The 24,630-nt window shown below is 67.9% G+C and carries 22 protein-coding genes and 5 pseudogenes; 5 read left to right on the top strand and 22 right to left on the bottom strand.

Features of this window, described 5'->3' with window-relative positions; translation table 11 throughout:
• Window positions 1-25: 25 nt before the first annotated feature.
• On the bottom strand, window positions 26-580 hold the full coding sequence (locus tag ACHMXE_RS34610; protein ID WP_057592332.1) for a YggT family protein: 555 nt from the start codon (window positions 578-580) through the stop codon (window positions 26-28).
• A gap of 49 nt (window positions 581-629) precedes the next feature.
• Between ACHMXE_RS34610 and ACHMXE_RS34615 the strand changes: the two genes are divergently transcribed.
• From ACHMXE_RS34615 to ACHMXE_RS34630, 4 genes are all read left to right on the top strand, one after another.
• On the top strand, window positions 630-1,283 hold the full coding sequence (locus ACHMXE_RS34615; RefSeq protein WP_281081179.1) for an LON peptidase substrate-binding domain-containing protein: 654 nt from the start codon (window positions 630-632) through the stop codon (window positions 1,281-1,283).
• 172 nt (window positions 1,284-1,455) lie between these two features.
• On the top strand, window positions 1,456-3,006 hold the full coding sequence (gene lysS, locus ACHMXE_RS34620; RefSeq protein WP_395348470.1) for a lysine--tRNA ligase: 1,551 nt from the start codon (window positions 1,456-1,458) through the stop codon (window positions 3,004-3,006).
• Window positions 3,003-4,262: an Hsp70 family protein gene (locus ACHMXE_RS34625; RefSeq protein ID WP_395348471.1), complete on the top strand. Its 1,260-nt coding sequence runs from the start codon at window positions 3,003-3,005 to the stop codon at window positions 4,260-4,262. The genes lysS and ACHMXE_RS34625 overlap by 4 nt, the downstream gene beginning before the upstream one ends.
• A 38-nt stretch (window positions 4,263-4,300) precedes the next feature.
• A complete protein-coding gene (locus tag ACHMXE_RS34630) occupies window positions 4,301-4,816 on the top strand; it encodes a M48 family metallopeptidase (protein ID WP_395348472.1) in 516 nt (171 codons plus the stop codon).
• A gap of 27 nt (window positions 4,817-4,843) precedes the next feature.
• Here the strand turns inward: ACHMXE_RS34630 and ACHMXE_RS34635 are convergent, their stop codons facing one another.
• The 13 genes and pseudogenes from ACHMXE_RS34635 to ACHMXE_RS34695 form a co-directional block, all read right to left on the bottom strand.
• Window positions 4,844-5,653: a galactosyltransferase-related protein gene (locus ACHMXE_RS34635; protein WP_395348473.1), complete on the bottom strand. Its 810-nt coding sequence runs from the start codon at window positions 5,651-5,653 to the stop codon at window positions 4,844-4,846.
• Between the two features lie 132 nt (window positions 5,654-5,785).
• Entirely contained in the window at window positions 5,786-7,141 is a 1,356-nt protein-coding gene (locus ACHMXE_RS34640; protein ID WP_395348474.1) for a galactosyl transferase GMA12/MNN10 family protein, read from the bottom strand.
• Window positions 7,142-7,180: 39 nt separating this feature from the next.
• The gene (nagZ, locus tag ACHMXE_RS34645) at window positions 7,181-8,269 is read right to left on the bottom strand and encodes a beta-N-acetylhexosaminidase (protein ID WP_395348475.1); all 1,089 of its coding nucleotides are present in this window, start codon (window positions 8,267-8,269) and stop codon (window positions 7,181-7,183) included.
• Window positions 8,266-8,673 (bottom strand): holo-ACP synthase, encoded by a 408-nt coding sequence (acpS, locus tag ACHMXE_RS34650; protein ID WP_057592281.1) that lies wholly within the window; start codon window positions 8,671-8,673, stop codon window positions 8,266-8,268. The genes nagZ and acpS overlap by 4 nt, the downstream gene beginning before the upstream one ends.
• Complete coding sequence (locus ACHMXE_RS34655; protein ID WP_395348476.1) at window positions 8,670-9,446, bottom strand: pyridoxine 5'-phosphate synthase; 777 nt, start codon at window positions 9,444-9,446, stop codon at window positions 8,670-8,672. Before ACHMXE_RS34655 ends, acpS begins: the two co-directional genes overlap by 4 nt.
• The gene (gene recO, locus ACHMXE_RS34660; RefSeq protein WP_203204863.1) at window positions 9,443-10,216 is read right to left on the bottom strand and encodes a DNA repair protein RecO; all 774 of its coding nucleotides are present in this window, start codon (window positions 10,214-10,216) and stop codon (window positions 9,443-9,445) included. Before recO ends, ACHMXE_RS34655 begins: the two co-directional genes overlap by 4 nt.
• Window position 10,217: 1 nt before the next feature.
• Complete coding sequence (gene era / locus ACHMXE_RS34665; protein ID WP_395348477.1) at window positions 10,218-11,192, bottom strand: GTPase Era; 975 nt, start codon at window positions 11,190-11,192, stop codon at window positions 10,218-10,220.
• Window positions 11,193-11,200: 8 nt separating this feature from the next.
• Window positions 11,201-11,887 (bottom strand): ribonuclease III, encoded by a 687-nt coding sequence (gene rnc / locus ACHMXE_RS34670; RefSeq protein WP_057592285.1) that lies wholly within the window; start codon window positions 11,885-11,887, stop codon window positions 11,201-11,203.
• Between the two features lie 17 nt (window positions 11,888-11,904).
• Window positions 11,905-12,273, bottom strand: coding sequence for a DUF4845 domain-containing protein (locus ACHMXE_RS34675; RefSeq protein ID WP_057592286.1), 369 nt, complete (start codon window positions 12,271-12,273; stop codon window positions 11,905-11,907).
• 30 nt (window positions 12,274-12,303) lie between these two features.
• Window positions 12,304-13,269: a signal peptidase I gene (lepB, locus tag ACHMXE_RS34680; RefSeq protein ID WP_203204859.1), complete on the bottom strand. Its 966-nt coding sequence runs from the start codon at window positions 13,267-13,269 to the stop codon at window positions 12,304-12,306.
• 5 nt (window positions 13,270-13,274) lie between these two features.
• A complete protein-coding gene (lepA, locus tag ACHMXE_RS34685; RefSeq protein ID WP_093348681.1) occupies window positions 13,275-15,086 on the bottom strand; it encodes a translation elongation factor 4 in 1,812 nt (603 codons plus the stop codon).
• Between the two features lie 522 nt (window positions 15,087-15,608).
• A pseudogene (locus tag ACHMXE_RS34690) lies at window positions 15,609-17,085 on the bottom strand (DegQ family serine endoprotease).
• Window positions 17,086-17,191: 106 nt separating this feature from the next.
• Window positions 17,192-18,118, bottom strand: a complete 927-nt coding sequence (locus ACHMXE_RS34695) for a MucB/RseB C-terminal domain-containing protein (protein ID WP_395348479.1) — start codon at window positions 18,116-18,118, stop codon at window positions 17,192-17,194.
• Between ACHMXE_RS34695 and ACHMXE_RS34700 the strand changes: the two genes are divergently transcribed.
• A complete protein-coding gene (locus tag ACHMXE_RS34700; RefSeq protein WP_395348480.1) occupies window positions 18,117-18,260 on the top strand; it encodes a hypothetical protein in 144 nt (47 codons plus the stop codon). The genes ACHMXE_RS34695 and ACHMXE_RS34700 overlap by 2 nt on opposite strands.
• 36 nt (window positions 18,261-18,296) lie before the next feature.
• Here ACHMXE_RS34700 and ACHMXE_RS34705 read toward each other — a convergent pair whose 3' ends face one another.
• The 8 genes and pseudogenes from ACHMXE_RS34705 to ACHMXE_RS34740 form a co-directional block, all read right to left on the bottom strand.
• Complete coding sequence (locus ACHMXE_RS34705; protein WP_395348481.1) at window positions 18,297-18,953, bottom strand: sigma-E factor negative regulatory protein; 657 nt, start codon at window positions 18,951-18,953, stop codon at window positions 18,297-18,299.
• Window positions 18,954-18,972: 19 nt separating this feature from the next.
• Window positions 18,973-19,644, bottom strand: coding sequence for an RNA polymerase sigma factor RpoE (gene rpoE / locus ACHMXE_RS34710; RefSeq protein WP_093348670.1), 672 nt, complete (start codon window positions 19,642-19,644; stop codon window positions 18,973-18,975).
• Between the two features lie 13 nt (window positions 19,645-19,657).
• Window positions 19,658-20,137 carry a hypothetical protein gene (locus ACHMXE_RS34715; RefSeq protein ID WP_395348482.1) on the bottom strand — a complete coding sequence of 160 codons (480 nt, stop codon included), beginning with the start codon at window positions 20,135-20,137 and terminating at the stop codon, window positions 19,658-19,660.
• Between the two features lie 31 nt (window positions 20,138-20,168).
• Window positions 20,169-21,412, bottom strand: a pseudogene (fabF, locus tag ACHMXE_RS34720) (beta-ketoacyl-ACP synthase II).
• A gap of 99 nt (window positions 21,413-21,511) precedes the next feature.
• Window positions 21,512-21,751 carry an acyl carrier protein gene (acpP, locus tag ACHMXE_RS34725; protein ID WP_007830471.1) on the bottom strand — a complete coding sequence of 80 codons (240 nt, stop codon included), beginning with the start codon at window positions 21,749-21,751 and terminating at the stop codon, window positions 21,512-21,514.
• Window positions 21,752-21,851: 100 nt separating this feature from the next.
• Window positions 21,852-22,594: pseudogene (gene fabG / locus ACHMXE_RS34730) on the bottom strand (3-oxoacyl-ACP reductase FabG).
• Between the two features lie 32 nt (window positions 22,595-22,626).
• Window positions 22,627-23,580, bottom strand: a pseudogene (gene fabD, locus ACHMXE_RS34735) (ACP S-malonyltransferase).
• Between the two features lie 62 nt (window positions 23,581-23,642).
• Window positions 23,643-24,621, bottom strand: a pseudogene (locus tag ACHMXE_RS34740) (beta-ketoacyl-ACP synthase III).
• Window positions 24,622-24,630: the final 9 nt, after the last annotated feature.

Here is a 24,630-nt window from a genome sequence, read left to right on the forward strand (position 1 = left end):
CTTTTTTCATGGGGCCCGCAAACGGTCAGAGCCGGTAGGCCAGCACCAGCAGGTTGTTCAGCACGATCGCGATCACCTGCAGCACGACGATCGCGGCCAGCGGCGACAGGTCGACACCGCCGAGCAGCGGAATGACGCGGCGGAACGGCCGCACCAGCGGCTCGGCCAGGCGCGAGATCAGGTCGAGCAGCATCGGCGAGGCGCCCGGCACCCACGAGAGCACCGCGTACACCACCAGCAGCGCGGTCAGGCCCGACACCGCGAGCTGCAGCAGGCCGATGAACGACACCAGCGGCAGCGCGCCGATGCGCCCGAGGTTGCCGATCAAGAGCCACAGCACGAGGAACTTGGCGATCACCAGCAGCCAGGCGGCTACGGCGCTCGCGAGGTCCCACTTCTTGACGGCCGGCAGCAGGCGCCGCAGCGGCAGCACGATCCAGTCGGTGATGGCGAAGATGAAGCGACCCAGCGGATTGCCGAAGGGCACGCGGTGGTACTGCATGTAGAGCCGCAGCAGGCAGGCGCCGCCGAGCAGGCCGACGATCACGTCGAGGAGGAACGATGGGATCTGATAGAGCATGGCGCGCGAGGTGGAGCGGAGTGCGATGATAGCCACGCAAGGCTCTTCGATGACGACACAACCCCTTCTGAACTCCCTGCCTTTGTTCCCGCTCGGCACGGTCCTCTTCCCCGGCGGCCTGCTGCCGCTGCGCATCTTCGAGGTGCGCTACCTCGACATGATCGGCAAGTGCCGCAAGGGCGGCGTGCCCTTCGGCGTGGTGAACCTCACGAGCGGCACCGAGGTGCGCAAGGCCGGCGCGCAGGCCGAGCGCTTCGCCGAGGTCGGCACGCTGGCCGTGATCCGCGAATTCGAATCGCCGCAAAGCGGCCTGCTGCAGATCGAGTGCGTGGGCACGCAGCGCTTTCGCGTGCGCCACAGCGAACTGCAGAAGCACGGCCTGTGGATCGCCGACGTCGCGATCCTCGCCGACGATGTCGCGCTCGAGATCCCCGAGGACCTGCGGCACACCGCCACCGCGCTGCGGCGCCTGGTCGACACGCTCGAAGAACGCAAGCGCGCGCAGGACGCCACCGGCTCGCCGCCGGTGCGCCTGCCGATCGGCGCGCCCTACCGCTACGACGACTGCGGCTGGGTCGCCAACCGCTGGTGCGAGCTGGTGCCGATGCAGCTCGAGCTGCGGCAGCGGCTGATGGAGCTCGAGAGCCCGCTGATGCGGCTCGAGCTGGTCGGCGATCTGCTGGCGCGCACGGGCATCGCTTGAACGGCGGGCACAGGGCCACAGCGCCCGCCCCGCTTCGTTTCGCGCTTCGAATTTGATAGCTGATGGCGCAGGGCCGGCGACGGGTTCGCCGGAATTCGCGCGCCATCGCCTGGGCTAAAATCCCGCCTTTCGCGCCGAATTTCCCTGCGCGCGCCTCCCCCACCGCCTCCCCATGTCCGAACAACAGCCGCCCACCCCTGCTCCGGCCGCGACCACGCCCGCCGTCGACGACAACCAGCTCATCGCCGAACGCCGCGAGAAGCTCAAGCTGCTGCGCACCGCGCAGACCGAAGGCAAGGGCGTCGCGTTCCCCAACGACTTCAAGCCGGGCCACCGCGCCGCCGCGCTCGTCGAGGCGCATGGCGCCGTCGAAGCCGAAGCGCTCGAGGCGCAGAACGTCGCCGTGAGCGTGGGCGGCCGCATGATGCTCAAGCGCGTGATGGGCAAGGCCAGCTTCGCGACCCTGCAGGACGCCACCGGCCGCATCCAGCTCTACGTCACGCGCGACGCGGTCGGCGAAGAGGTCTATGCCGAGTTCAAGCGCTGGGACCTCGGCGACATCCTCGGTGCCGAAGGCACGCTGATGAAGACCAAGACCGGCGAGCTGTCGATCAAGGTCACCGCGCTGCGCCTGCTCACCAAGAGCCTGCGCCCGCTGCCCGACAAGTTCCACGGCATGGCCGACCAGGAACAGAAGTACCGCCAGCGCTACGTCGACCTGATCACCGACGAGTCGGCGCGCGTGCGCTTCACCGCGCGCAGCAAGGCCGTGAGCGCCTTGCGCGAATTCATGGTGGCCAACGAGTTCCTCGAGGTCGAGACGCCGATGCTGCACCCCATTCCGGGCGGCGCCAACGCCAAGCCCTTCAAGACGCACCACAACGCGCTCGACCAGGAGATGTTCCTGCGCATCGCGCCCGAGCTCTACCTCAAGCGCCTGATCGTCGGCGGCTTCGAGCGCGTGTTCGAGATCAACCGGAGCTACCGCAACGAGGGCATCTCGGTGCGGCACAACCCCGAGTTCACGATGATGGAGTTCTACGCGGCCTACTGGAACTACCGCGACCTGATGGACTTCACCGAGACGCTGATCCGCACCATCGCCGACAAGGCCGTGGGCACGCAGCAGCTCACCTACCAGGGCAAGCCCGTCGACCTGACGCAGCCCTTCGAGCGCCTGACGATCCGCGAGGCGATCCTCAAGCACACCGATGCGGGCGATGGCGTCGACGACAGCGCCTGGCTCGTCAATGCCCTGCGCAAGCTCGGCCTGAGCGAGGAGAAGGACAAGCTCTCGCAGCGCAGCCTGGCCAGCCTCCAGGTGATGTACTTCGAGGAGACCGTCGAAGAGAAGCTCTGGCAGCCGACCTTCATCATGGAGCACCCGACCGAGATCTCGCCGCTGGCGCGCGCCAACGACGAGCGCCCCGAGGTCACCGAGCGCTTCGAGCTCTACATCACGGGCCGCGAGTTCGGCAACGGCTTCAGCGAGCTCAACGACGCCGAGGACCAGGCCGCGCGCTTCAACGCGCAGGTGGCGGCCAAGGACGGCGGCGACGACGAGGCCATGTACTACGACCACGATTTCGTGCGCGCGCTCGAGTACGGCATGCCGCCCACCGGCGGCTGCGGCATCGGCATCGACCGGCTGATGATGCTGCTGACCGACTCGCCGAGCATCCGCGACGTGATCCTGTTCCCCGCGCTGCGCAGGGAATCTTGAGCACCGCGACCGCGAACGCCACCGCGATCGGCATCGACTTCGGAACCTCGAATTCGGCCGTCGCCTGCCGCATCGCGGGCGCCACCCGGCTGCTGCCGATCGAAGGCACGGCCACCACCCTGCCCACCGCGATCTTCTACAACGCCGAGGACCGCAGCACGCACTTCGGCCGCGACGCGATCGCGCTCTACCTGGCCGGCGTCGAAGGCCGGCTGATGCGCTCGCTCAAGAGCCTGCTGGGCAGTCCGCTGATGCAGGAGAAGACCGCGATCTTCGACGGCCTCGTGAGCTTCGAGGACATCATCGCGCGCTTCCTGCGCGAGATGGCCGAACGCGCCGCGCGCGAGATGGGCCGCCTGCCCGAGCGCGTGGTGATCGGCCGGCCGGTGCATTTCGTCGACGACGACAGCAAGCGCGACGAGCGCGCCGAGCAGAGCCTGCGCGCCGCCGCGCGCGCCGCGGGCTTCCGCGACATCGCCTTCCAGCTCGAGCCGATCGCGGCCGCCTTCGACTACGAGCAGCGCGTGCGCAAGGAATCGCTGGTGCTGATCGTCGACATCGGCGGCGGCACCTCCGACTTCACCGTGGTGCGCCTGGGCCCCGAGCGCGCCGCGCGCGAGGAGCGTGGCGACGACGTGCTGGCCACCACCGGCGTGCACATCGGCGGCACCGACTACGACCAGCGCCTCAACCTCGACCGCGTGATGCCGCTGCTGGGCTTCGGCCACCACGGACCGCAGGGCCGCGAGGTGCCGAGCAAGGTGTTCTTCGACCTCTCGTCGTGGCACCTGATCAACTGGCTGTACCTCGCCAAGGCCACCCGGCAGGCGCGCGAGCTGCGCACCAGCTATGCCGACACCCGGCTGCACGACCGGCTCATGGCGGTGCTCGACGAGCGCCATGGCCACCGCGTGCTCGGCGCGGTGGAGCAGGCCAAGATCGAAGCCTCGGTCAGCGACGCACCCGCCGTCATCGACCTCGACTGCGCCGAGCCCGGCCTCACGGCCAGCCTGTCGCCCGCCGACATGGCGCAGCAGCTCGCGGCGCAGTTCGAGGCGGTGATCGCCTGCGCCCATGCCTGCGTCAAGCGCGCCGGCCTGCGCAGCAACGAGCTCGACGCGATCTACCTCACCGGCGGCTCCTCGGCGCTGCGGCCCTTCCAGCAGGCGCTGCGCAAGAGCTTCGCGGGCGTGCCGCTGGTCGAGGGCGACCTGTTCGGCGGCGTGGCCTCGGGGCTGGCCTTCGCGGCGCGCTGAGCGCCGGGCCCTCCACGTCATCGGTCGCGCCATCGCGCATGAAGTACCTCTCGGCCTATCCGACGACGCTGCAGGCGCAGGTGCGCAAGCTGCTCGACGAGGAGCGCCTGGGCAGTTGGCTGCGCGAGCGCTACCCCGAGGGCGCGCACACCGTGCAGACCGACCAGGCGCTCTACCTCTACACGACCGGACTCAAGAACGAGTTCATGCGCAAGGCCGGGCCGCTGTCGAAGGTGGTCTTCGACAGCAAGCTGCACGTGATCCGCCATGCGCTGGGCACCCACACCACCGTGTCGCGCGTGCAGGGCAGCAAGCTCAAGACCAAGCAGGAGATCCGCGTCGCGAACCTGTTCAAGGCCGTGCCGGCGCCCTGGCTGCGCATGATCGTCGTGCACGAGCTCGCGCACATGAAGGAGCGCGACCACGACAAGGCCTTCTATGCGCTGTGCACGCACATGGAGCCGGACTACCACCAGCTGGAGTTCGACCTGCGGCTGTACCTGACGCACATCGACGCGGGCGGTGCGCGCCTGTGGGAAACCGCCGCGACCTGACCGGCGGCGGCCGCGGGCATCCTTCGCTCAGCGAAAGAAGGCCGACAGCTCGGCGGCCAGCGCTTCGACCTCCTGCTGCGACATGTCGGCGATCGCGTCCGGTGCGCGCGCGTTCTCGGTGCCGCGGATGCGCTCGACGTGCTCGCCGCGCGAGGCCGAGTCGTGGTGCAGGTGGAACATCGGCACGTTCATCGAGTGCCAGCGCACACCGAGCCGCGAGGCGCGGCGCAGCAGTTCGTCGTCCTCGCCGCCCCAGCCCTCGAGCCGCGCGTTGTAGCCGCCGACGCGGATGTACTCGTCGCGCTTGAACAGCACGATGCCGCCATTGGCATTGGGGTAGAGCACGATCGCGTCCTCGGGCAGCTGCTGCGGATCGATGGCGGCCAGGCGGCCATAGTCGGGGTCGGCCATGAAGTCCTGCTTGAGCGCGCCGGCGACGTTGATCACCGACCAGTAGGGGCACAACGCATCGCTGTCCTGCCCTTCCATCAGCGCGTCGACGCAGGCCCGCAGCGACTGCGGCTGGGCGATCGAGTCGGCATCGTGGAAGCAGACCACCGGACTGCGCGCGAGCCGCACGCCGGTGTTGTAGAGCATCGACTTGGGGAACGGGCCGTCGTGCGGAACGAAGACATGCCGGATGTTCGGATCGCCGAGCCGGCGCCAGTCGAAGCTCGGGGTGGCCGCGGCCTCGAGCAGCCACAGCCGGTAGTCGGTGTAGGTGTGCCGCAGGTGCGCGAGCACGGTGTAGAGGTTCTCGCGCCGCTCCTCGTTGGCCTCGCGGTACGACACGACGAGGTCGATGTCGCGCAGGGAGATCTTGTTCGCTTCGGCCATGGCGCTGCTGCTGCTCGCTGCTGTTCCGGGGCGTACGACTGCTACAGGAGCCCCCCTTGCGAGGCGGGCGCCGCGCTGTCAGGTACTGCACGGTTGCGCGGGCTTTGATCGCCCACGGCCCACGGCCCGCGGCTAGCGGCTCTTCTGCGAGGCGGCGTCCATGGCCGCCATGTACACCGACCGGTAGGGCTCGGACAGGCTCACGAAATGGACCAGCAGCGTGTCCTCGTCGGCCAGCGGCGGCGGCGTGTTGAGGCTCAGGTTGTCGAGCACGCTGTGCTCGCCGAGCAGGCCCTCCTCCTTCAGCACCTCGTTGGTGTAGTGCTGGTCGCCGAGGCTGCTGTAGACCTGGGACTTGTCGGCCACCTCGCCGATGCGCGCCCAGATGCGCTGCAGCAGCGCGAGGTTGGCCGGCGTGTTGCGAAAACCCATGACGCCCGAATTGAACTGCCAGGCGCCGACGTCCTTCGCCAGCAGCAGCTCGCGGCCTTCCAGCAGCGGCTCGATGGGGCGTGCCTGATTACGGAAGATCACGTCGGCATCGATCCAGATCACCCAGTCGTGCTGTTGCAGGTGCTGTTGCAGCAGCCAGGTGCGCACCCACGAGCCGTTGATGCCGGGCCCGATCGCCTCGGGCAGCGCGCGGTACACGTGGTACGCGTGGCCGTGGCGCTCGCAATAGCGACGCACGTTGTGCTCCGACACCCGTGCGTAGGTGGCGATGTGATGGGTGTAGAGAGTGACGAAGGCGACGCGCGCCTGCGGGTTGAGGCTCGTGAAGGCGTCGTCGGACAGCGCCGGATAGGCGGGCGGCTGCAGCACCGGCCGGCCCTGCATCAGGGCGCCGTTGACCTCGCGCACCAGCAGCGCCTGCAGGTTCAGGTCGTGCAGGATCTCGTCGCGCCAGCCGCCACCGGGCAGCGGCACCGGCAGCGCGGCGAGGTTCACCACGAAGACCCGCGCCTCGTGCCACTGCGAGACGCGCCACGAGACGTTGACGTAGGCCTCGGCCAGCACGCTGTTGCAGGGCAGCAGGCCCGCCGGCGCCAGGCGCGCGGTCTCGTCGAGGCGTGGCGATTCGAGCGCCACCACGTGGCCCGCGTCGACGATCAGCTGGTGCAGCAGCGCGCGGTTGCCCGGCGTGTTGCGCAGCACCAGCAGGTTGGTCATGGCCGGACCGGCGCGGTCGCCGGTCGACGGCCCCTCGAGCGCGACCAGGTCGCGCCCCTGCATCAGCGCCTCGACCGCGACCGGATGGAACACCACCGAATCGCCATCGAGGAACAGCAGCCAGTCACCCTCGGCCAGCGTGCGCAGGTGGCGCAGGATCTGGCTGTACCGGGCGCTCGCGCGCAGCGCCGGATGGGCGATGCGCTCGATGTCGACCCACTGGTGCGGATAGCCGAACAGGCGGCAGTAGTGCGCGTGGTTGCGCAGCACCGCCTCGTCCGCGCGCTGGAACAGGCTGAGGCACGGGGCATGGGTCACTCCGGGCGGCGGACCTCTGTGGGCGCCGATGATGTGGCGCTAGCTGTCGAGCAGGCGGCGCGCATCGAGGTACCCGCGCGAGCTCGTGAGCGCTTGCCAATCGATGGCCTCGCCCTGCGGCAGCAGGCCGCGGCGCCGTGCCTCGCTGGCGCGCGCCTCGGCACCGGGCTGCCAGCGGCCGGCGCGTTCGGCGGCCTCGAAGCCGTCGAGGAATTCGTCGAGCGGCCGGCCCTCGCCGATGCTCTGGTTGCACAGCAGCGCGAGGTCGCAGCCGGCGCCCAGCGCGGCCAGCGCCGCGTCGGCGAAGCTCAGCAGTTCGCCGTCGATGTAGCGGCCGGCCTCCATGCTGAGGTCGTCGCTGAAGATGGCGCCGTCGAAGCCGAAGCGGCCGCGCAGGATCTCGCGCAGCCAGCGCGGCGAGAAACCCGCGGGCCGGCTGTCGACCTTCGGATAGATCACGTGCGCCGGCATGACCGCCGCCAGCGCGCCGCCGAGCCAGTCGTAGGGCCGCGCGTCGTCGGCCAGGATCGCCTTGAGGCCGCGCTTGTCGACCGGGATCTCGACATGCGAATCGGCATTGACCCAGCCGTGCCCCGGAAAGTGCTTGCCGCAGTTGCGCATGCCCGCGAGCAGCATGCCGTGCATCAGGCTCTTGGCCAGCAGCGCGACCACGCGCGGATCGCGGTGGAAGCTGCGCGTGCCGATCACGGTGCTGCGGCCATGGTCGAGGTCGAGCACCGGCGCGAAGCTGAAGTCGACGCCGCAGGCGCGCAGTTCGCCGGCCAGCACCTGGCCCGCCGCGGTCGCGACCTGGGTCGCCTGCATGGCGTCGCGCATCCAGAGCTCGCCCAGCGACTGCATCGTCGGCAGGTGGGTGAAGCCGTCGCTGCGAAAGCGCTGCACCCGCCCGCCCTCGTGGTCGACGCAGATCAGCAGGTCGGGCCGGATCGCCTTGATCTCGGCATTGAGCGCGGTCATCTGCGCCCGGCTCTCCCAGTTGCGCGCGAAATGGATCACCCCGCCCACGCGCGGATGCGCGAGACGGCGGCGGTCGTCGTCGGTCAACGCCGTGCCGGCCACGTCGACGACCAGCGGCGAAAGAAGCAGTTCCTCGGTCTTCGCACTCATGGCGCGGGCCCATCCTTGCGTTCGACCACCACGAAGCTCGCGGCGTATTCGGTTTCGTCGGTGACGGTGACGTGGGCCGTGAGGTTCTGCGCCTCGAACCAGGTCTTGAGCTCGCCGTGCAGCACGATCACCGGCTTGCCGCTGCGCAGGTTGGCGATCTCGCACAGCCGCCAGCTCATCGGCATGCGCATGCCCATGCCGATGGCCTTGCTGAACGCCTCCTTGGCCGAGAAGCGGGTGGCGAGGTAGCTAAGGCCGCGCTTGGGCCAGCGCTCGCTGCGCGCCTTCCAGACCGCGAATTCGGCGTCGCTGAGCACCCGGCGCGCGAAGCGCTCGCCCTGGCGCTCGAAGGTCGCGGCGATGCGGCGGACGTCGCAGATGTCGGTGCCGATGCCGTAGATCATGCGGCGGCATGGGCCTCGGCGATGCAGCGCAGGTAGTCGCGCGTGGCGGCCTCGTAGCCGAGCTCGAGCGCGTCGGCCACGAAGGCATGGCCGATCGAGACCTCCTGCACGCCGGGCACCGCCGTCAGGAAGGGCGTGAGGTTGTCGCGGCTCAGGTCGTGGCCGGCATTCAGGCCCAGGCCGGCGGCGAGCGCGGCGCGCGCCGTGGCCGCGTAGCGCTCGAGCACGGCCTGCTCGTCGGGCGTGCCGCGCGAGGCCGCGAAGGATTCGGTGTAGAGCTCGACGCGGTCGGCACCGACGGCCTTGGCCGCGGCCATCATCTCGGGGATCGGGTCCATGAACAGGCTGACGCGCACGCCCAGCGCCCTGGCCTCCGCGATCAGCGGGCGCAGGCGCTCCGCGTCGTCGGGGAAGGTCCAGCCATGGTCGCTGGTCGACTGGGTCTCGCTGTCGGGCACGAAGGTGGCCTGGTGGGGGCGCAGCTCGCGCACGAAGTCCATCAGGTTCTGGAACGGGTTGCCCTCGATGTTGAACTCGATGCCGGGCCAGTCTTTCGCCAGCAGCGCCGACAGGTCGTGCACATCGTGCGTGCGGATGTGGCGCGCGTCGGGGCGCGGATGCACGGTGATGCCCTGGGCGCCGGCCTGCAGGCACAGGGTGGCGGCCCGCGTCACGCTCGGAATGCCGAGGTGGCGCGTGTTGCGCACCAGCGCGACCTTGTTGAGATTGACCGACAGCGCGGTGGTGCCGGCCGAGGCAGAGGAAGTGCTCATAGTGCTTGAATATCTCTCATCAACTGCCGCGTGCGCAGCGTGGACACGCCGCAATGGTAGTTGAGCAGCACGCGCAGCTGGTTGCGCAGCGCGCTGTTGCTGCCGTTGCTCAGGGTCGCGACCAGCCGCAGCGTGGCCGTGAACGGCGCGCGGTCGTCGAGCGCGGCCTGCAGCCGCTGCCAGTCGGTGCCGGCCAGCGCGGCTTCGTCGTCGGCCGCGGCGCGCAGGCCGGCCTCGGCGACCAGGGCGTAGCGGGTGCCGGCTTCGAGCGCCTCGAGCGTGAGGGTCTGCACGTCGAGCTGCGGCAGCAGGCCGACCTCGCGCAGCAGCAGCAACTCGAAGGCGCGCAGCGCGGCGGCCTGGGTGGCGGCCTGGGCACCGCCGTGGTCGCCGGCCAGCACCTGCACCACGCCGCCGTAGGCATCGAACAGGGCCTCGTGCGCGTCGTCGCGCGCCAAGAGGCGCAGCAGCAGCTCGTTGAGGTAGTAGCCCGACAACAGCGCGTCGCCGGTGGGCATGACGTGGCCGCCCATCCACTCGGCGCCCTTCAGGGTGCGGATCTCGGCGTCGCCGCCGTAGTTGATCTCCAGGGGCTGCAGCGGCAGCAGCACCGGGCGGAAGTTGGAGCTCGGCCGCTTCGCCCCCTTGGCCACGAGCGCGATGCGCCCGTGGTGGCGGGTGAAGACCTCGAGGATCAGGCTCGACTCGCTCCAGTCGTAGCGATGGAGCACATAGGCCGGTTCGTGCGAAACGCGGTGGGCGGCGGCCACTTCATTCGTAGCCGAACGAGCGCACGCGGGCCTCGTCGTCGGCCCAGCCCGAGCGCACCTTGACCCAGAGTTCGAGGAACACCTTGGCGTCGGCCAGCTTCTCGAGCTCGACGCGGGTTTCCATGCCGATGCGCTTGATGCGCTCGCCCTTGTCGCCGATCACCATCGCCTTGTGGCTGTCGCGCTCCACCACGATGGTGGCGGCGATGCGCAGCAGGCGCTTGTGGCCCTTCTTCTGCGGCGCTTCCTCCTCGAACTTGTCGATGACGACGGTCGAGGTGTAGGGCAGCTCGTCGCCGGTGAGGCGGAACAGCTTCTCGCGCACCAGCTCGCCGGCCAGGAACTTCTCGCTGCGGTCGGTGAGTTCGTCCTCGTCGTAGAACCAGGGCTGCTCTGGGAGGTACTTCTCGCAGATGCCGAACAGGCGCTCGACGTCCTTCGCGTTCTTGGCCGACATCGGCACGAACTCGGCGAACTCGTGCTTGGCCTGCATCTGCTGCAGCCAGGGCGCGATGTCGCCGCGGCGCCCGACGTTGTCGAGCTTGTTGGCCAGCAGGATCGTCGGGATGCCCTTGCCGAGCAGCTTGAGCACGCGCTCGTCGGCCGGCGTGAAGCTGCCGGCCTCGACCACGAACAGGATCAGGTCGACGTCGCCGACCGCGCCCTGCACGGTCTTGTTGAGCGACTTGTTCAGCGCGTTGCCATGCAGGGTCTGGAAACCCGGCGTGTCGACGAACACGAACTGCGTGGCGCCGAGCGTGCGCATGCCGGTGATGCGGTGCCGCGTGGTCTGCGCCTTGCGCGAGGTGATGCTGATCTTCTGGCCGACCAGCGCGTTGAGCAGCGTGGACTTGCCCACGTTGGGCTTGCCGACGATGGCCACCAGACCGCAGTGCTGCGGGCCCGTGGCTTCCGATGCTTTGGATTCGCCCGCCGGGTCCTGGGGTTGTGCTGCTGATTTGATAGCGTCGTTCATTTCGTGTGTCACGCGCCGCCGCGTGCCTTGAGGCGGATCAACATGGCGGCGGCTGCCGCCTGCTCGCCGGCGCGGCGCGAACCGCCGATGCCGCGTTCGCGAAGGCCCAGCTCGGGCACTTCGCACTCGACGTCGAAGGTCTGCTTGTGCGCTGCCCCCAGTGTCCCCGCGACGCGGTAGACGGGCAGCTTCATTTTGTGACCCTGCAGCCATTCCTGCAATTCGGTCTTCGGGTCCTTGCCCACCGCCTCCATGCGCGGATTGATCTCGACCGCTTCGTAGAGCCGGTGCACCAGCGCCTGCGCGGCCGCGAAGCCGGCATCGAGATAGACCGCGCCGATCAGCGCCTCGAGCGCGTCGGCCAGGATCGAGGGCCGGTTCGGGCCGCCCGAGCGCGCTTCGCCCTCGCCCAGCCGCAGCAGCGGCGAGAGCGCGAGGCCCACGGCCAGCCGGTGCAGCGTGTCCTGCTTCACGAGGTTGGCGCGCACGCGCGACAGGTCGCCTTCGGGCAGGGCCGCGAGGCGGGTGTAGAGCAGGTGCGAGACCGCCAGATTCAGCACCGAGTCGCCGAGGAACTCGAGGCGCTCGTTGTGGTCGGCGGAGAAACTGCGGTGCGTGAGCGCGAGCTGCAGCAGCCGCGGGTCGGCGAACGTGTACTTCAGGCGCGACTGGAGCGCCGTGAGGCCGCCATCCACCTTGCTTCCCTGGGCGTTCAGTTGGTCTCGCCCTTGTACTTGAGCACGAGGTAGGCGGGGCCGAACAACGGAATCTCGCGCTCGTACGAGAAGGCCACCACGACCTTGTCGTTGACCTTCTTGATGTCGAGGTCCTTGCCCGTGACCGACGTGAAGTCGTCGATGGCCTGGGCGCGGTCGAAGATGGCGCGGATCTCGGGCACGGTGCTGCCCTCCTTGGCCTTGTTGGCGGCCTTGTAGATCGCCTGGTACTCGATCAGCGTCGGGATGACCTGGGCGACGACGACGCCCACGCAGGCCAGCACGACGGCCACGAACACCAGCCCGATGAACGAGATGCCGCGCTGGCGCGCCGCACTGTTCCGGATCGACCGAACAGCTCTCATACCCTCATACCCCTCGAACGATTTGCTGACTTATTGGAATGGACCGATGCGTCCCAGGTCGCCGAAGTTCATCCAGACGAAGAAGGCCCTGCCCACGATGTTCTTGTCCGGCACGAAGCCCCAGAAACGGGAGTCGGCCGAATTATCGCGGTTGTCGCCCATCATGAAGTAGTTGCCGGCCGGCACCTTGCAGGTGACGCCTTCGACCGAATAGCGGCAGTTCTCGCGGAACGGGAAGTCGCTGGCGCCGGGCACGAAGGCCGGGCCGGCGTCGTCGTTGAGGATCTTGTGCTGCCTGCCCGCGAGGTTCTCGTCGAACTGCTTGAGCAGGCGCATCGACTCGCCGTCGAGGTAGTCGGGCGCGGCCTCCTTCGAGACCGGCTGGCCGTTGATGGTCAGCTTCTTGTTCAGGTAGGCCACCTCGTCGCCGGGAATGCCGACCACGCGCTTGATGTAGTCCTGGCTCGGCTTGGGCGGGTAGCGGAACACCACCACGTCGCCGCGCGCCAGCGGCGTGCCGTCGGTGATCTTGGTGTTGATCACCGGCAGCCGCAGGCCGTAGGTGAACTTGTTGACCAGGATCAGGTCGCCGGTGAGCAGCGTGGGCATCATCGAGCCCGAGGGAATCTTGAACGGCTCGTAGAGGAAGGAGCGCAGCAGGAACACCACCAGGATCACGGGGAACAGCCCGGCGGTCCAGTCGAGCCACCAGGGCTGCATCAGCAGCCGCTCGCTGGCCTTGGCGTCGGCGGTGTCGACCTGCTTGATGCCCTGGCCGGCCAGCCGCGCATTGCGCTCGGCCAGCGAGCTCTCGAGCGCGGCGGCCGCGCGCTCGCGTCGCGGCAGGAAGTAGAAGCGCTCGGCCAGCCAGTAGAGGCCGGTGACCACCGTGGCCAGGAACAACAGCAAGGCGAAGTTGCCCTCGATCGCTCCGAAGTACCAGGCGCCGATGTAGCCGGCGAATGCCGCGAGGATGAGGGAGGTGATGAATGCCATGTTGATCAGTCTTCGACTTGCAGGATCGCGAGGAAGGCCTCTTGCGGGACCTCGACCGAGCCGATCTGCTTCATTCTTTTCTTGCCCGCCTTCTGCTTCTCGAGCAGCTTCTTCTTGCGGGTGATGTCGCCGCCGTAGCACTTGGCCAGCACGTTCTTGCGCAGCGCCTTGATTGTCTCACGCGCAATGATGTTGACCCCGATGGCGGCCTGGATCGCCACGTCGAACATCTGGCGCGAGATGATCTCGCGCATCTTCGACACCACCGCGCGGCCGCGGTACTGCGACTGGGTGCGGTGCACGATGATCGAGAGCGCGTCGACCTTCTCGCCGTTGAGCAGGATGTCGACCTTGACCACGTCGGAGGCACGGTACTCCTTGAACTCGTAGTCCATGGAGGCATAGCCGCGGCTGACCGACTTCAGCTTGTCGAAGAAGTCGAGCACGATCTCGCCGAGCGGCATCTCGTAGGTCAGCATGACCTGGCGGCCGTGATAGGCCATGTTCATCTGCACGCCGCGCTTCTGGTTGGCGAGCGTCATGACGGCGCCGACGTATTCCTGCGGCATGTACAGATGCACGGTCACGATCGGCTCGCGGATCTCGCTCATCTTGCCGACGTCGGGCATCTTGGACGGGTTCTCGACCATGATGACCTCGCCGTCGCTGCGCACCACCTGGTAGACCACGCTCGGCGCGGTCGTGATCAGGTCCTGGTCGAACTCGCGCTCGAGGCGCTCCTGCACGATCTCCATGTGCAGCAGGCCGAGGAAGCCGCAGCGGAAGCCGAAGCCCAGCGCCTGGCTCACCTCGGGCTCGTAGCGCAGCGACGAGTCGTTGAGCTTGAGCTTCTCGAGCGCGTCGCGCAGCGAGTCGTACTCGCTGGCCTCGGTCGGATAGAGACCGGCGAACACCTGCGGCTGGATTTCCTTGAAGCCCGGCAGCGCCTCGGTCGCGGTGGCGGCCGCGCCGCCGGTGCCCGGCTTGATCAGCGTGACGGTGTCGCCGACCTTCGCGGCCTGCAGCTCCTTGATGCCCGCGATGATGTAGCCCACCTCGCCCGCCTCGAGCGAAGCGCGCGGCTCGTTGGCGGGCGTGAAGACACCGACGTTGTCGGCGTTGTAGCTGGCGCCCGAGGCCATCATCTTGATGCGGTCGCCCTTCGCGAGCCGGCCGTCGACCACGCGCACCAGCATCACGACGCCGACGTACGGATCGAACCAGCTGTCGACGATCATCGCGCGCAGCGCGGCGTCGGGATTGCCGCGCGGTGCCGGCATCTTGTGCACGATCGCTTCGAGGATGTCGTCGATGCCCAGGCCGGTCTTCGCCGAACAGGGAATCGCATCGGTCGCGTCGATGCCGATCACGTCTTCGATCTCGGTGCGTGCGTTGTCGGGATCGGCGTTCGGCAGATCCATCTTGTTGAGCACGGGCACCACTTCGACACCGAGGTCGAGCGCGGTGTAGCAGTTGGCCACCGTCTGCGCTTCCACGCCTTGCGATGCATCGACGACGAGCAGCGCGCCTTCGCATGCCGACAGCGAGCGACTCACTTCATAAGAGAAGTCGACGTGGCCTGGCGTGTCGATCAGATTGAGGTTGTAGACCTGTCCATCGCGTGCCTTGTAGTGCAGTGCCGCGGTCTGTGCCTTGATGGTTATCCCACGCTCTTTCTCGATGTCCATCGAGTCGAGCACCTGCGCTTCCATCTCGCGTTCCGCGAGGCCGCCGCAGCGCTGGATCAAACGGTCTGCGAGCGTCGACTTGCCATGGTCGATGTGCGCAATGATCGAAAAATTTCTGATGTGATTCATCAACGGGAACGCTTAAGTACTTGAATTGGCTCGTGCACAGAGGGCAACAGGCAAGAAAAAGGGCGCGTCTCCTGGAGACGCGCCCTGAACCAACAAGCAATGGCAACTGCAGTAGTTGGAACTTCATTGTAGGCAAAAAGGGAAGCGCGTACATCCGGGAACAGGGTCCAAACGGGTCGTTGCGGGTCAACAACAAGCAACTTATAAACAACTTATCAACAGGCTTGGTGGAGCACTCTCTGAACAACTTGTGGGCGATCTGTGGAGCGTCGGTGGACTGTCACCTGACATCTCGCATGGTGGAGGAGACTGTCCCGCTTATGCGCCGACTCGCCGCCGAGAGGCCGCTATTCTACCGAAAACGGTCCTTAGCCCTTCTTTAAGTTAGTGAACGCCAACAAATCGCCGGCTCCGAGCCGATGCAGATTTTTTTAGAGCCGCGCACCGAAGCGTCGCAAACAGCTCAAAAAAATGGCCCCAAACCCGACTGACGGGTGGGGCCACTTGACGGCACCGCCGGGATCAGCGTGCGGGCCGGATGAGCGCGTACTGCGCCCATTCGCCACGGCGGAACAGCACGCTGACCGGCTTGCTCTTGTCGGCCTTGGAAACCGCGGCCTCGAATTCCTTGACGCTGCCCACCTCGGTGTTGGCGATCGACAGGATCACGTCGCCCTCGCGCAGGCCAGCCTTGGCGGCCGCTTCGCTGGCCGCGTCGATGCGCACGCCGCGGACCTTGAGCTCCTTCTTCTGCGCCTCGGTCAGGTCGCTGACCGCGAGGCCGAGCGACTTGCCCGCCGCCGACGGCTTCGCCTGCGGCTCTTCGCGATCGGCGGGCTTCTTCGCGGGCTTGGCCTCGGCATCGCCCTCGGCCACGGTGATGGAGAGCTCGGCGCGAAGCGCCGTTGCGGAACACGGTCAACGTGCTCTTCACGCCCGGCTTGGTGCTGGCCACCGAGCGCGACAGGTCGCTCGGCGTCTCGATGACCTTGTCACCGTACTTGGTGATGATGTCGCCCTCGCGCACGCCGGCCTTCTCGGCCGCCGAACCCGGCACCACGGCGCTCACGAGCGCGCCGCGCGCCTTGCCCAGGCCGATGGATTCGGCCACGTCCTTCGAGACCGAACCGATGGACACGCCGATCAGGCCGCGCGACACGCGCCCGGTGGTGCGCAGCTGGTCGCTGACGCGGATCGCCTCGTCGATCGGGATCGAGAACGAGATGCCCATGTAGCCGCCCGAGCGCGAGTAGATCTGGCTGTTGATGCCGATCACCTCGCCGCGCAGGTTGATCAGCGGGCCACCCGAGTTGCCCGGGTTGATCGCGACGTCGGTCTGGATCAGCGGCACCAGCTCGCCGGTGTCGCGCTGCTTGGCACTCACGATGCCCGCGGTCACGGTGTTCTCGAGGCCGAACGGCGAACCGATGGCCATCACCCACTCGCCCACGCGCAGCTTCGAGATGTCGCCGATCTTCACCACCGGCAGGCTCGTGGCCTCGATCTTCACGACCGCGACGTCGCTGCGCTTGTCGGCGCCGACGAGCTTGGCCTTGAACTCGCGCTTGTCGGTCAGCGTGACGATGATCTCCGATGCGTCCTCGATGACGTGCGCATTGGTCATGACATAGCCGTCGGCCGTCAGGATGAAGCCCGAGCCCACGCCGCGCGGGCGCTCTTCTTCCTGGGGCTGCTGTTGCGGACGGTTCTGGCGCGGACCCGGACGCGGGTTGCCGGGCAGTGGCTGGCCGAAGAAGCGACGGAAGAAGTCCTGCATCTCCTCGTCCATCTCGCCGCTGCCGCGCGTCGACACCTTCTCCACGGTGCGGATCCCGACCACCGCGGGCCCGACCTGCTCCACCAGGTCGGCGAAGTCGGGCAGCCCGCGCGTCTGCGCGACGGCCGGCGCGGCCGGCAGGAACCCCACGGCGACCGAACACGCCAGGCCGAATGCGAAGAGGCAGGAACGGAGCTTGTGTCCCTCGACTTTGAACATCATGGGTTTTCTTTCAAAAGATCAAAGAGCAGATGCAACAACATTGACTATGAGTCGAACCACGGACTTGGTTCCATGCAATTCGCGTCCATCCACCCTCGAAGGCCGATCAGCGCGTGCGTGCAAGGCTCTGGGCGAAGGCGTCGAGCGTCGATTGCGGCACTTCGCCGACGGCGGTCAGCCACCAGTCGTTGGCCGGTTCGGGCAGGCGCCTGCGGATCGCATTGGTCGCGCCGATGGTCAGCACGCCATCGCGCGGCGCGCGCTTGGCGTCGTAGCGCTCGATGAAGAGGGACACCGAGGCGAGACCATCGGAGAAGATCCATTGCACGGTGCGGTCTTGCATCGCGGCATTCTTGTCGCCGCCCGCGGCCGGCCGCCGGAAGAAGCTGCGCGGCTTGAACCCGGCCACCGGCGCGCTCAGGGTCCAGCCCTCGTCCTGCGCGCTGGTGCGTTCGAGCTCCAGCTTCTCGATGCGGTAGCCCGCGGTGTTGGCCATCATCTGCGCCAGCGCCTGCGCCTTCACGGGCACGTCGAGCTGCAGCTCGGAGAACGCCGATTGCTCGACCACGCGCGACTGGTCGTCGAGCGTCTGCAGCTTGACGACCAGGCCCGTGCGGCGCTCGCTCCAGATGCGATAGCCGAAGCGCAGGCCGTCGTGCGGAGTCAGCTGCACCACGTCGGCGTCGAAACCGGCCACGCGGTCCTTGCCGATGGAGCGCACGTCGTAGAACTCGCCGATCGACGAATCCTGCTTGTCGGGCAGGTTGGGAAAGAGGTCCAGGTTCTCGCGCTTCTCGACCTTCACCACCTTGGCTTCGGGCAGGAAGGTCATCACGCTCTGGTTGCGGCGGAAGGTCGAGCGCTGCGGGCCGCTCAGCGCCTCGATGCGCTCGATCTGCTGCTCGCCGTCGCGCACATGCCAGATGCGCGCGCTCGACAGGTCGCCGCCGGGCGCGGACACCACGAAGGTGCCGACGTAGTTGCGCTGCCGCGCCCCCGCATGCATGCGCTGCAGCCACTCGGTCACGCTCATGACGGGCGCTTCGCCCGCCGTCTGGGCCGATGCCGCGCCCCGGGTGTTCGCCGCGCTGGAACGGGTCTGCGCGGACGCGATCTGCGCAAGGCAAAAGGCGGCAAGCACGAGCACGAACGCGCGTGCGGAGATCGGCATCTGAACGGTCATTGGCAGGGAAGGCGGCGGTGTCGCGCGCTCAGCGCGTGGGTCCTTCGAAGGTGGCGTTGCGCAGGAAACCGGAAGGCATCTGCGAGGCGCCGCCCGCCTGCTGGTGTGCCTCGAGCAACTGGTCCAGGCGCGGGTCGCGCAGCATCACCTGCGGCTTGCCGTTGCCCACGATCACGCGCGTGGGCGTGAGCGTCGAGGCCTGCTGCGCGCCAGTGGGCGCCGCCGATGCGAGCACCGGGCCCGACACGGGTTGTTGCTGCGCCAGTTGGGCACCGGCCTGGCCGTTGACGACACCGCTGCCGACCCAGCTCCAGCTGATGGCGGCCACGGCCACCAGCGAGGCGGCACCGGCCACCAGCTTCCAGCGGAAGACCGGCTCGTTCGCCGCGTCGGCGCGGCGCTGGAGCGGCACCACCTGCGCTTCGGGCACGGCTGCCACGGGCCGGATCGTCACCGGCTCGGCCGCCAGCCGCTGCTGGAAGCGGGCCAGGAAAGCGCTGCTGTCGCTGCACGCCACGTTGGAGTTCGAGCGCAGCACGTCGCCCACCACATGGTAGGCCTGCCACGCCGCGCGGTATTCCTCGTCGCCGCAGACCTTGTCGATGGCCTGCGCGAACTCGTCGCCCTGCAAATGACCATCCGCGAGCGCCGACACCTGTTCTCGAACCGTCATCGTCTGATTCATTTCGTTCACCTGATTTTGCTTACCAACGCTTGCCCGACTGGTTGTCGAGCAGCGGTTTGACCCTGGCCGAAATGGCCTCGCGCGCACGGAAGATCCGGGACCGCACGGTGCCGATAGGGCAATCCATGACTTCGGCAATCTCTTCGTAACTCATGCCCTCGATCTCGCGCAGCGTGACCGCCTGGCGCAACTCCGCGGGGAGCGCTTCCATGGCGGACTCGACCGCGGCCGCGATTTCGTTGGCCGCCATGACGGATTCGGGGGTTTCGTCGGTGGTTGGTTCGTTTCCCGGACGGTAAGTTTCATCGTCGTCCTCGGAAGACGGCCTCAGGGCGCTTTCCGAGATCGTCGGGTCGCGCTTCATGTCGACCAGCGCCTTCTTCGCGGTGTTCACCGCGATCCGGTAGAGCCAGGTGTAGAACTGCGCCTCGCCGCGGAATTGGTGCAGTGCACGATAGGCGCGGATGAAGGTTTCCTGCGCGATGTCCTCGACCAGGTCGACGTCGCGCACCATGCGGCCGATCAGGCGCTCGATGCGGCGCTGGTACTTTATGACCAGCAGTTCGAAGGCCTTCTGGTCGCCCGCCACCGTGCGCTGCACGAGCTGGAAGTCGATCTCGCCCGGACGCGGCGCCGCCGCGGCGTCGGTCAGGCCGGAATCCGGCGGCACGGGCGGCGGGGACGTGGTCATCGAGAGGGGGATTTCAGGGTGCGTCGGCGGGTGCGGTCGCGCGCCAGACATCGCCGCCGGTCTCGGCAGCGGGGGGGCGCGAATATACCGCACGGCGCAGATCGCGCCAGCGCTCAGGCATCGCCTGCCGCTCGACGCAGAGCCAACGATTCGGCCGACCCGGTTCGCTCAGGCGCAGCAGCAGCAGCGATTGCAGGTCGAGCGCGACGAAAGCACGCGCGGCCAGCACCGATCGCGCCGGATCCGAAGCGTCGGAGGCCGCGGTCGCCAGCGACCAGAGGCGGCCGTCGAAATGAAGAAAGCCGGCACCGTCGCGGCGCAGGCCGATGCCGGCGGCCGCTCCGGCGAACAGCACGCTGAGCAGCAGCAGCGCATGGCGCCAGCCGACACTATCGAAAAAGTAGCAGGACGCCCCCGCGCAGAGCGCGCCGAGGGCCCAGACCACGGTCAGCAGGCGGGCCGCGCCACGCGAGCGCCCCACCGGGTAGGTCACCGACGGTGCGCCGTGCATGGGAGATGAAGACTCAAGCGCGCTTGAACACCAGCGTGCCGTTGGTGCCGCCGAAGCCGAAGTTGTTCTTGACCGCGACATCGATCTTCAGATCGCGCGCCTCGTTGGCGCAGTAGTCGAGATCGCACTCCGGATCCTGGTTGAAGATGTTGATCGTCGGCGGGCTCTTCTGGTGATGCAGCGCCAGCACCGTGAACACCGATTCGATCCCGCCCGCGCCGCCCAGCAGGTGGCCGGTCATGGACTTGGTCGAATTGACGACCAGCTTCTTCGCATGGTCGCCGAAGGCGTTCTTGATCGCGTTCGTCTCGTTGAGGTCGCCGAGCTGCGTCGAGGTGCCGTGCGCGTTGAGGTACTGCACCTGGTCGGGGTTGACGCCCGCATTGGCGAGCGCCATGACCATCGAGCGGCGCGGGCCGTCGACGTCGGGTGCCGTCATGTGGTACGCATCGCCCGTCAGGCCGAAGCCCGCGACTTCGGCGTAGATCTGGCACCGCGTGCCTTGGCATGCTCGTATTCCTCGAGCACGACCACGCCCGCACCCTCGCCGAGCACGAAGCCGTCGCGATCCTTGTCCCACGGGCGCGAGGCCGTGGCGGGATCGTCGTTGCGCGTGCTGAGCGCGCGCGGCGCGGTGAAGCCACCGATGCCGAGCGGAGAGATCGTCGACTCGGCGCCGCCCGCGATCATCACGTCGGCGTCGCCGTACTCGATCATGCGCGCCGAGGTGCCGATGGCATGCAGGCCGGTGGTGCAGGCGGTGACCACGGCGATGTTCGGGCCCTTGAAGCCGTACTTGATCGACACGTGGCCCGAGATCATGTTGATGATCGACGCCGGCACGAAGAACGGCGACACGCGGCGCGGGCCGCGGTTCACCAGCTCGCCGTGCGTGGCCTCGATCATCGGCAGGCCGCCGATGCCCGAACCGATGTTGCAGCCGATGCGGACCGCTTCCTCGTACGGGAGTTCCTCGCCGGTCTTGAGCCCGCTGTCCTGCACCGCCTGGATCGCGGCGGCCATCCCGAGATGGATGAAGCGGTCCATGTGGCGCGCTTCCTTCTCGGAGATGTATTGGGCGATGTCGAAACCCTTCACCTCGCCCGCGAACTTGCAGGCGAAGGCGCTCGCATCGAACGCGGTGATGTTCGCGATGCCCGAATTTCCCGCCAACAGGTTGGCCCAGGAATCGGCCACCGTGTTTCCGACGGGAGCGATGCAACCGAGTCCGGTCACGACGACGCGGCGTTTGGTCATGCCGGCAAACCTTTCTGGAAGCGCTGGACGACGTGCGCTCGGCGCATGCGGTTCTGGAAGAAGACCGCCGGCCGCCGCAGTGTCGTCAGTTGGGGCCGATCAGGCCTTTTGATTCTTGGTGGCGTAGTCGACGGCGTTTTGCACCGTGGTGATCTTCTCGGCGTCTTCGTCGGGGATCTCGATGCCGAATTCGTCTTCGAGTGCCATCACGAGTTCGACCGTGTCGAGCGAGTCAGCGCCGAGGTCGGCCACGAAAGCCTTTTCGTTCGTCACTTGGGACTCTTCCACGCCGAGCTGCTCGGCGATGATTTTCTTGACACGTGCTTCGATATCGCTCATTTGATTCCCTCTGAGGGTTGTAGGTAACCGGTGGATTTTAGCCGGGCGGATTGCGAGCTTCCCCGCAGGCCCGGCACGACGAAAAGCTTGCGCCTTGCGGCTACATGTGCATGCCGCCGTTGACGTGCAGTTCCTGCCCCGTCACGTAGGCGGCCTGGGAGATGCGAGGTACGCCACCGCATGCGCGATGTCGGCGGGCTTGCCCAGATGGCCCAGCGGGATTTGCTGCAGCAGCGCCTGCTGCTGCGCTTCGGGCAGGCTGGCCGTCATGTCGGTCTCGATGAAACCGGGGGCGACGCAGTTGACCGTGATGTTGCGGCTGCCGAGCTCGCGCGCCAGTGCGCGCGTCATGCCGGCCACGCCGGCCTTGGCGGCCGCGTAGTTGGCCTGGCCGGCATTGCCGGAGGCGCCGACCACGCTGGTGATGCTGATGATGCGGCCGTAGCGCTGCTTCATCATCGGGCGGATCACGGCGCGCGACAGGCCGAAGACGGCCTTCAGGTTGGTGTCGAGCACCGCGTCCCAGTCGTCGTCCTTCATGCGCATCGCGAGCGTGTCGCGCGTGATGCCGGCGTTGTTGACCAGCACGTGGATCGCGCCGTAGGCCTTCACGATCTCGTCGATCAGCGCCTCGACGGCCGCGCCGTCGTTCACGTTCAGCGCGCGGCCGCGGCCGTCGTAGGCGCTGAGCATGGCGGTGATCTTGGACGCGCCCTCTTCCGTGGTGCCGGTGCCGACCACCTTGAGGCCGCGCTGCGCGAGCTCCAGGGCGATGGCCGCGCCGATGCCGCGCGATGCGCCGGTGACCAGGGCGACTTGCCCTTCGAATTTGGGAATGCTCATAGGAAGAAGGAGGTCTTGGGGCCTGGCACCGGTCAGCCGGCGAGCGATTGTCGAACGTCGGCGAGCGTGGCCGGGTCGTACACCGACGCGGCTTCGAGCTCGGGGGCGATGCGCTGGCCATGCCGGCCAGAACCTTGCCCGGACCGCACTCGATGATGGCGGCTACACCGCGCAGTTTCAAGGCCTGAACGCTTTCGACCCCAGCGAACCGGGCCGGCGGCCTGGCGCACGAGCGCGTCGCGGATGCGGTCGGCATCGGTCTCGACCGCCACGTCGATGTTGTTGAGCACCGGAATCTGCGGCGCGGCCAGCGGCACCGAGGCCAGCTTCTCGCGCAGCGCCTCTGCCGCGGGCTTCATCAGGCTCGAATGGAACGGGGCCGACACCGGCAGCGGCAGCGCGCGCTTGGCGCCGTTGGCCTTCAGCGTCTCGCAGGCCTTCTCGACCGCCGCCTTGCTGCCCGCGATCACGGTCTGCATCGGATCGTTGAAATTCACGGCCTCCACCACCTCGGCGCTGCCGGCGCCGAACGAGGCGGTGACTTCCTGGCAGTTGGCGATGACCTTGGCAGCCTCCATCCCGAGGATGGCGGCCATGGCGCCGGTGCCGACCGGCACGGCCTGCTGCATCGCCTGGGCGCGGAAACGCACCAGCGGCGCCGCCTGCGCGAGCGTCAGCACGCCCGACGCCACCAGCGCCGAATACTCGCCGAGCGAATGGCCGGCCACCACCGACGGCGTGGCGCCGCCTTCGGCCAGCCAGGCACGCCAGGCGGCGACACCGGCCACCAGCATCACGGGCTGGGTGTTGGTGGTCAGCGCCAGCGCTTCCTTCGGGCCGGTCTTGATCAGCGCGGCGATGTCTTCGCCGAGCGCCTCGGAGGCTTCGCGCAGCGTTTCGGCCACGGCCGGGTGATCGCCCCAGGCGTCGAGCATGCCGACCGCCTGCGAACCCTGACCCGGAAAGACAAAAGCAAAGGATTTCATTGTTGTATGCGTTGCATCGCGCGGCCCGCCTAGGCAGGACCGGCTGTCTCGCCCACTAATTACTACAGATTCAGCAGCACCGCGCCCCAGGTGAAACCGCCACCCACGCCTTCGAGCATGAGGGTTTCGCCCTTCTTCACCTTGCCGGAACGCACCGCTTCGTCGAGCGCCAGCGGAATCGAGGCCGCGGACGTGTTGCCGTGCTCGTTGACCGTGACGACCAGCCGCTCGCGCGGCAGCTTCAGCTTCTTGGCCGTGCCTTCCATGATGCGGATGTTGGCCTGGTGCGGGATCAGCCAGTCGATGTCCGCCTCGGTCTTGCCGGCCTTGGTCAGGGTGGCGCGCGCGGCTTCCTCGAGCACGCGCACCGCGAGCTTGAAGACCGCCTGGCCGTCCATGTGCAGCAGCGGCGTGCCCAGCACGTTGCCGCCCGACACGTGGCCGGGTACGCAAAGAATGCCGACGTGCTTGCCATCGGCATGCAGATCGGTCGCCAGGATGCCGGGCTCGTCGCTGGCTTCCAGCACCACCGCGCCGGCGCCGTCGCCGAACAGCACGCAGGTGGTGCGATCGTTGAAATCGAGAATGCGCGAGAACACCTCGGCGCCGATCACCAGCGCGCAGCGCGCGCTGCCGGTGCGGATCATGGCGTCGGCCACGGTCAGCGCATAGACGAAGCCGCTGCACACGGCCTGCACGTCGAAAGCCGGGCAGCCGGCGATGCCGAGCTTGTTCTGGAGGATCGCCGCCGACGAGGGGAACACCATGTCGGGGGGTCGAGGTGGCGACGATGATCAGGTCGACATCGGTTGCCTTGCGTCCGGCCGCCTCGAGGGCGTGGCGGGCGGCATGCAGGCCGAGGTCGCTGCTGCCCACGTCGGGCGCCGCGAAATGGCGCGCATGGATGCCGGTGCGCTCGACGATCCATTGATCGGAGGTCTCGATGCCGCGCGCCGCCAGTTCCTTGGCGAGATCGTCGTTGGTCACCCGGCGCGGCGGCAGATAGCTGCCGGTGCCGGTGATGCGTGAATATGGGCTCATCAAAACGTG

The sequence above is a fragment of the Variovorax sp. UC122_21 genome, from assembly GCF_044056785.1.
GTDB lineage: Bacteria > Pseudomonadota > Gammaproteobacteria > Burkholderiales > Burkholderiaceae_C > Variovorax.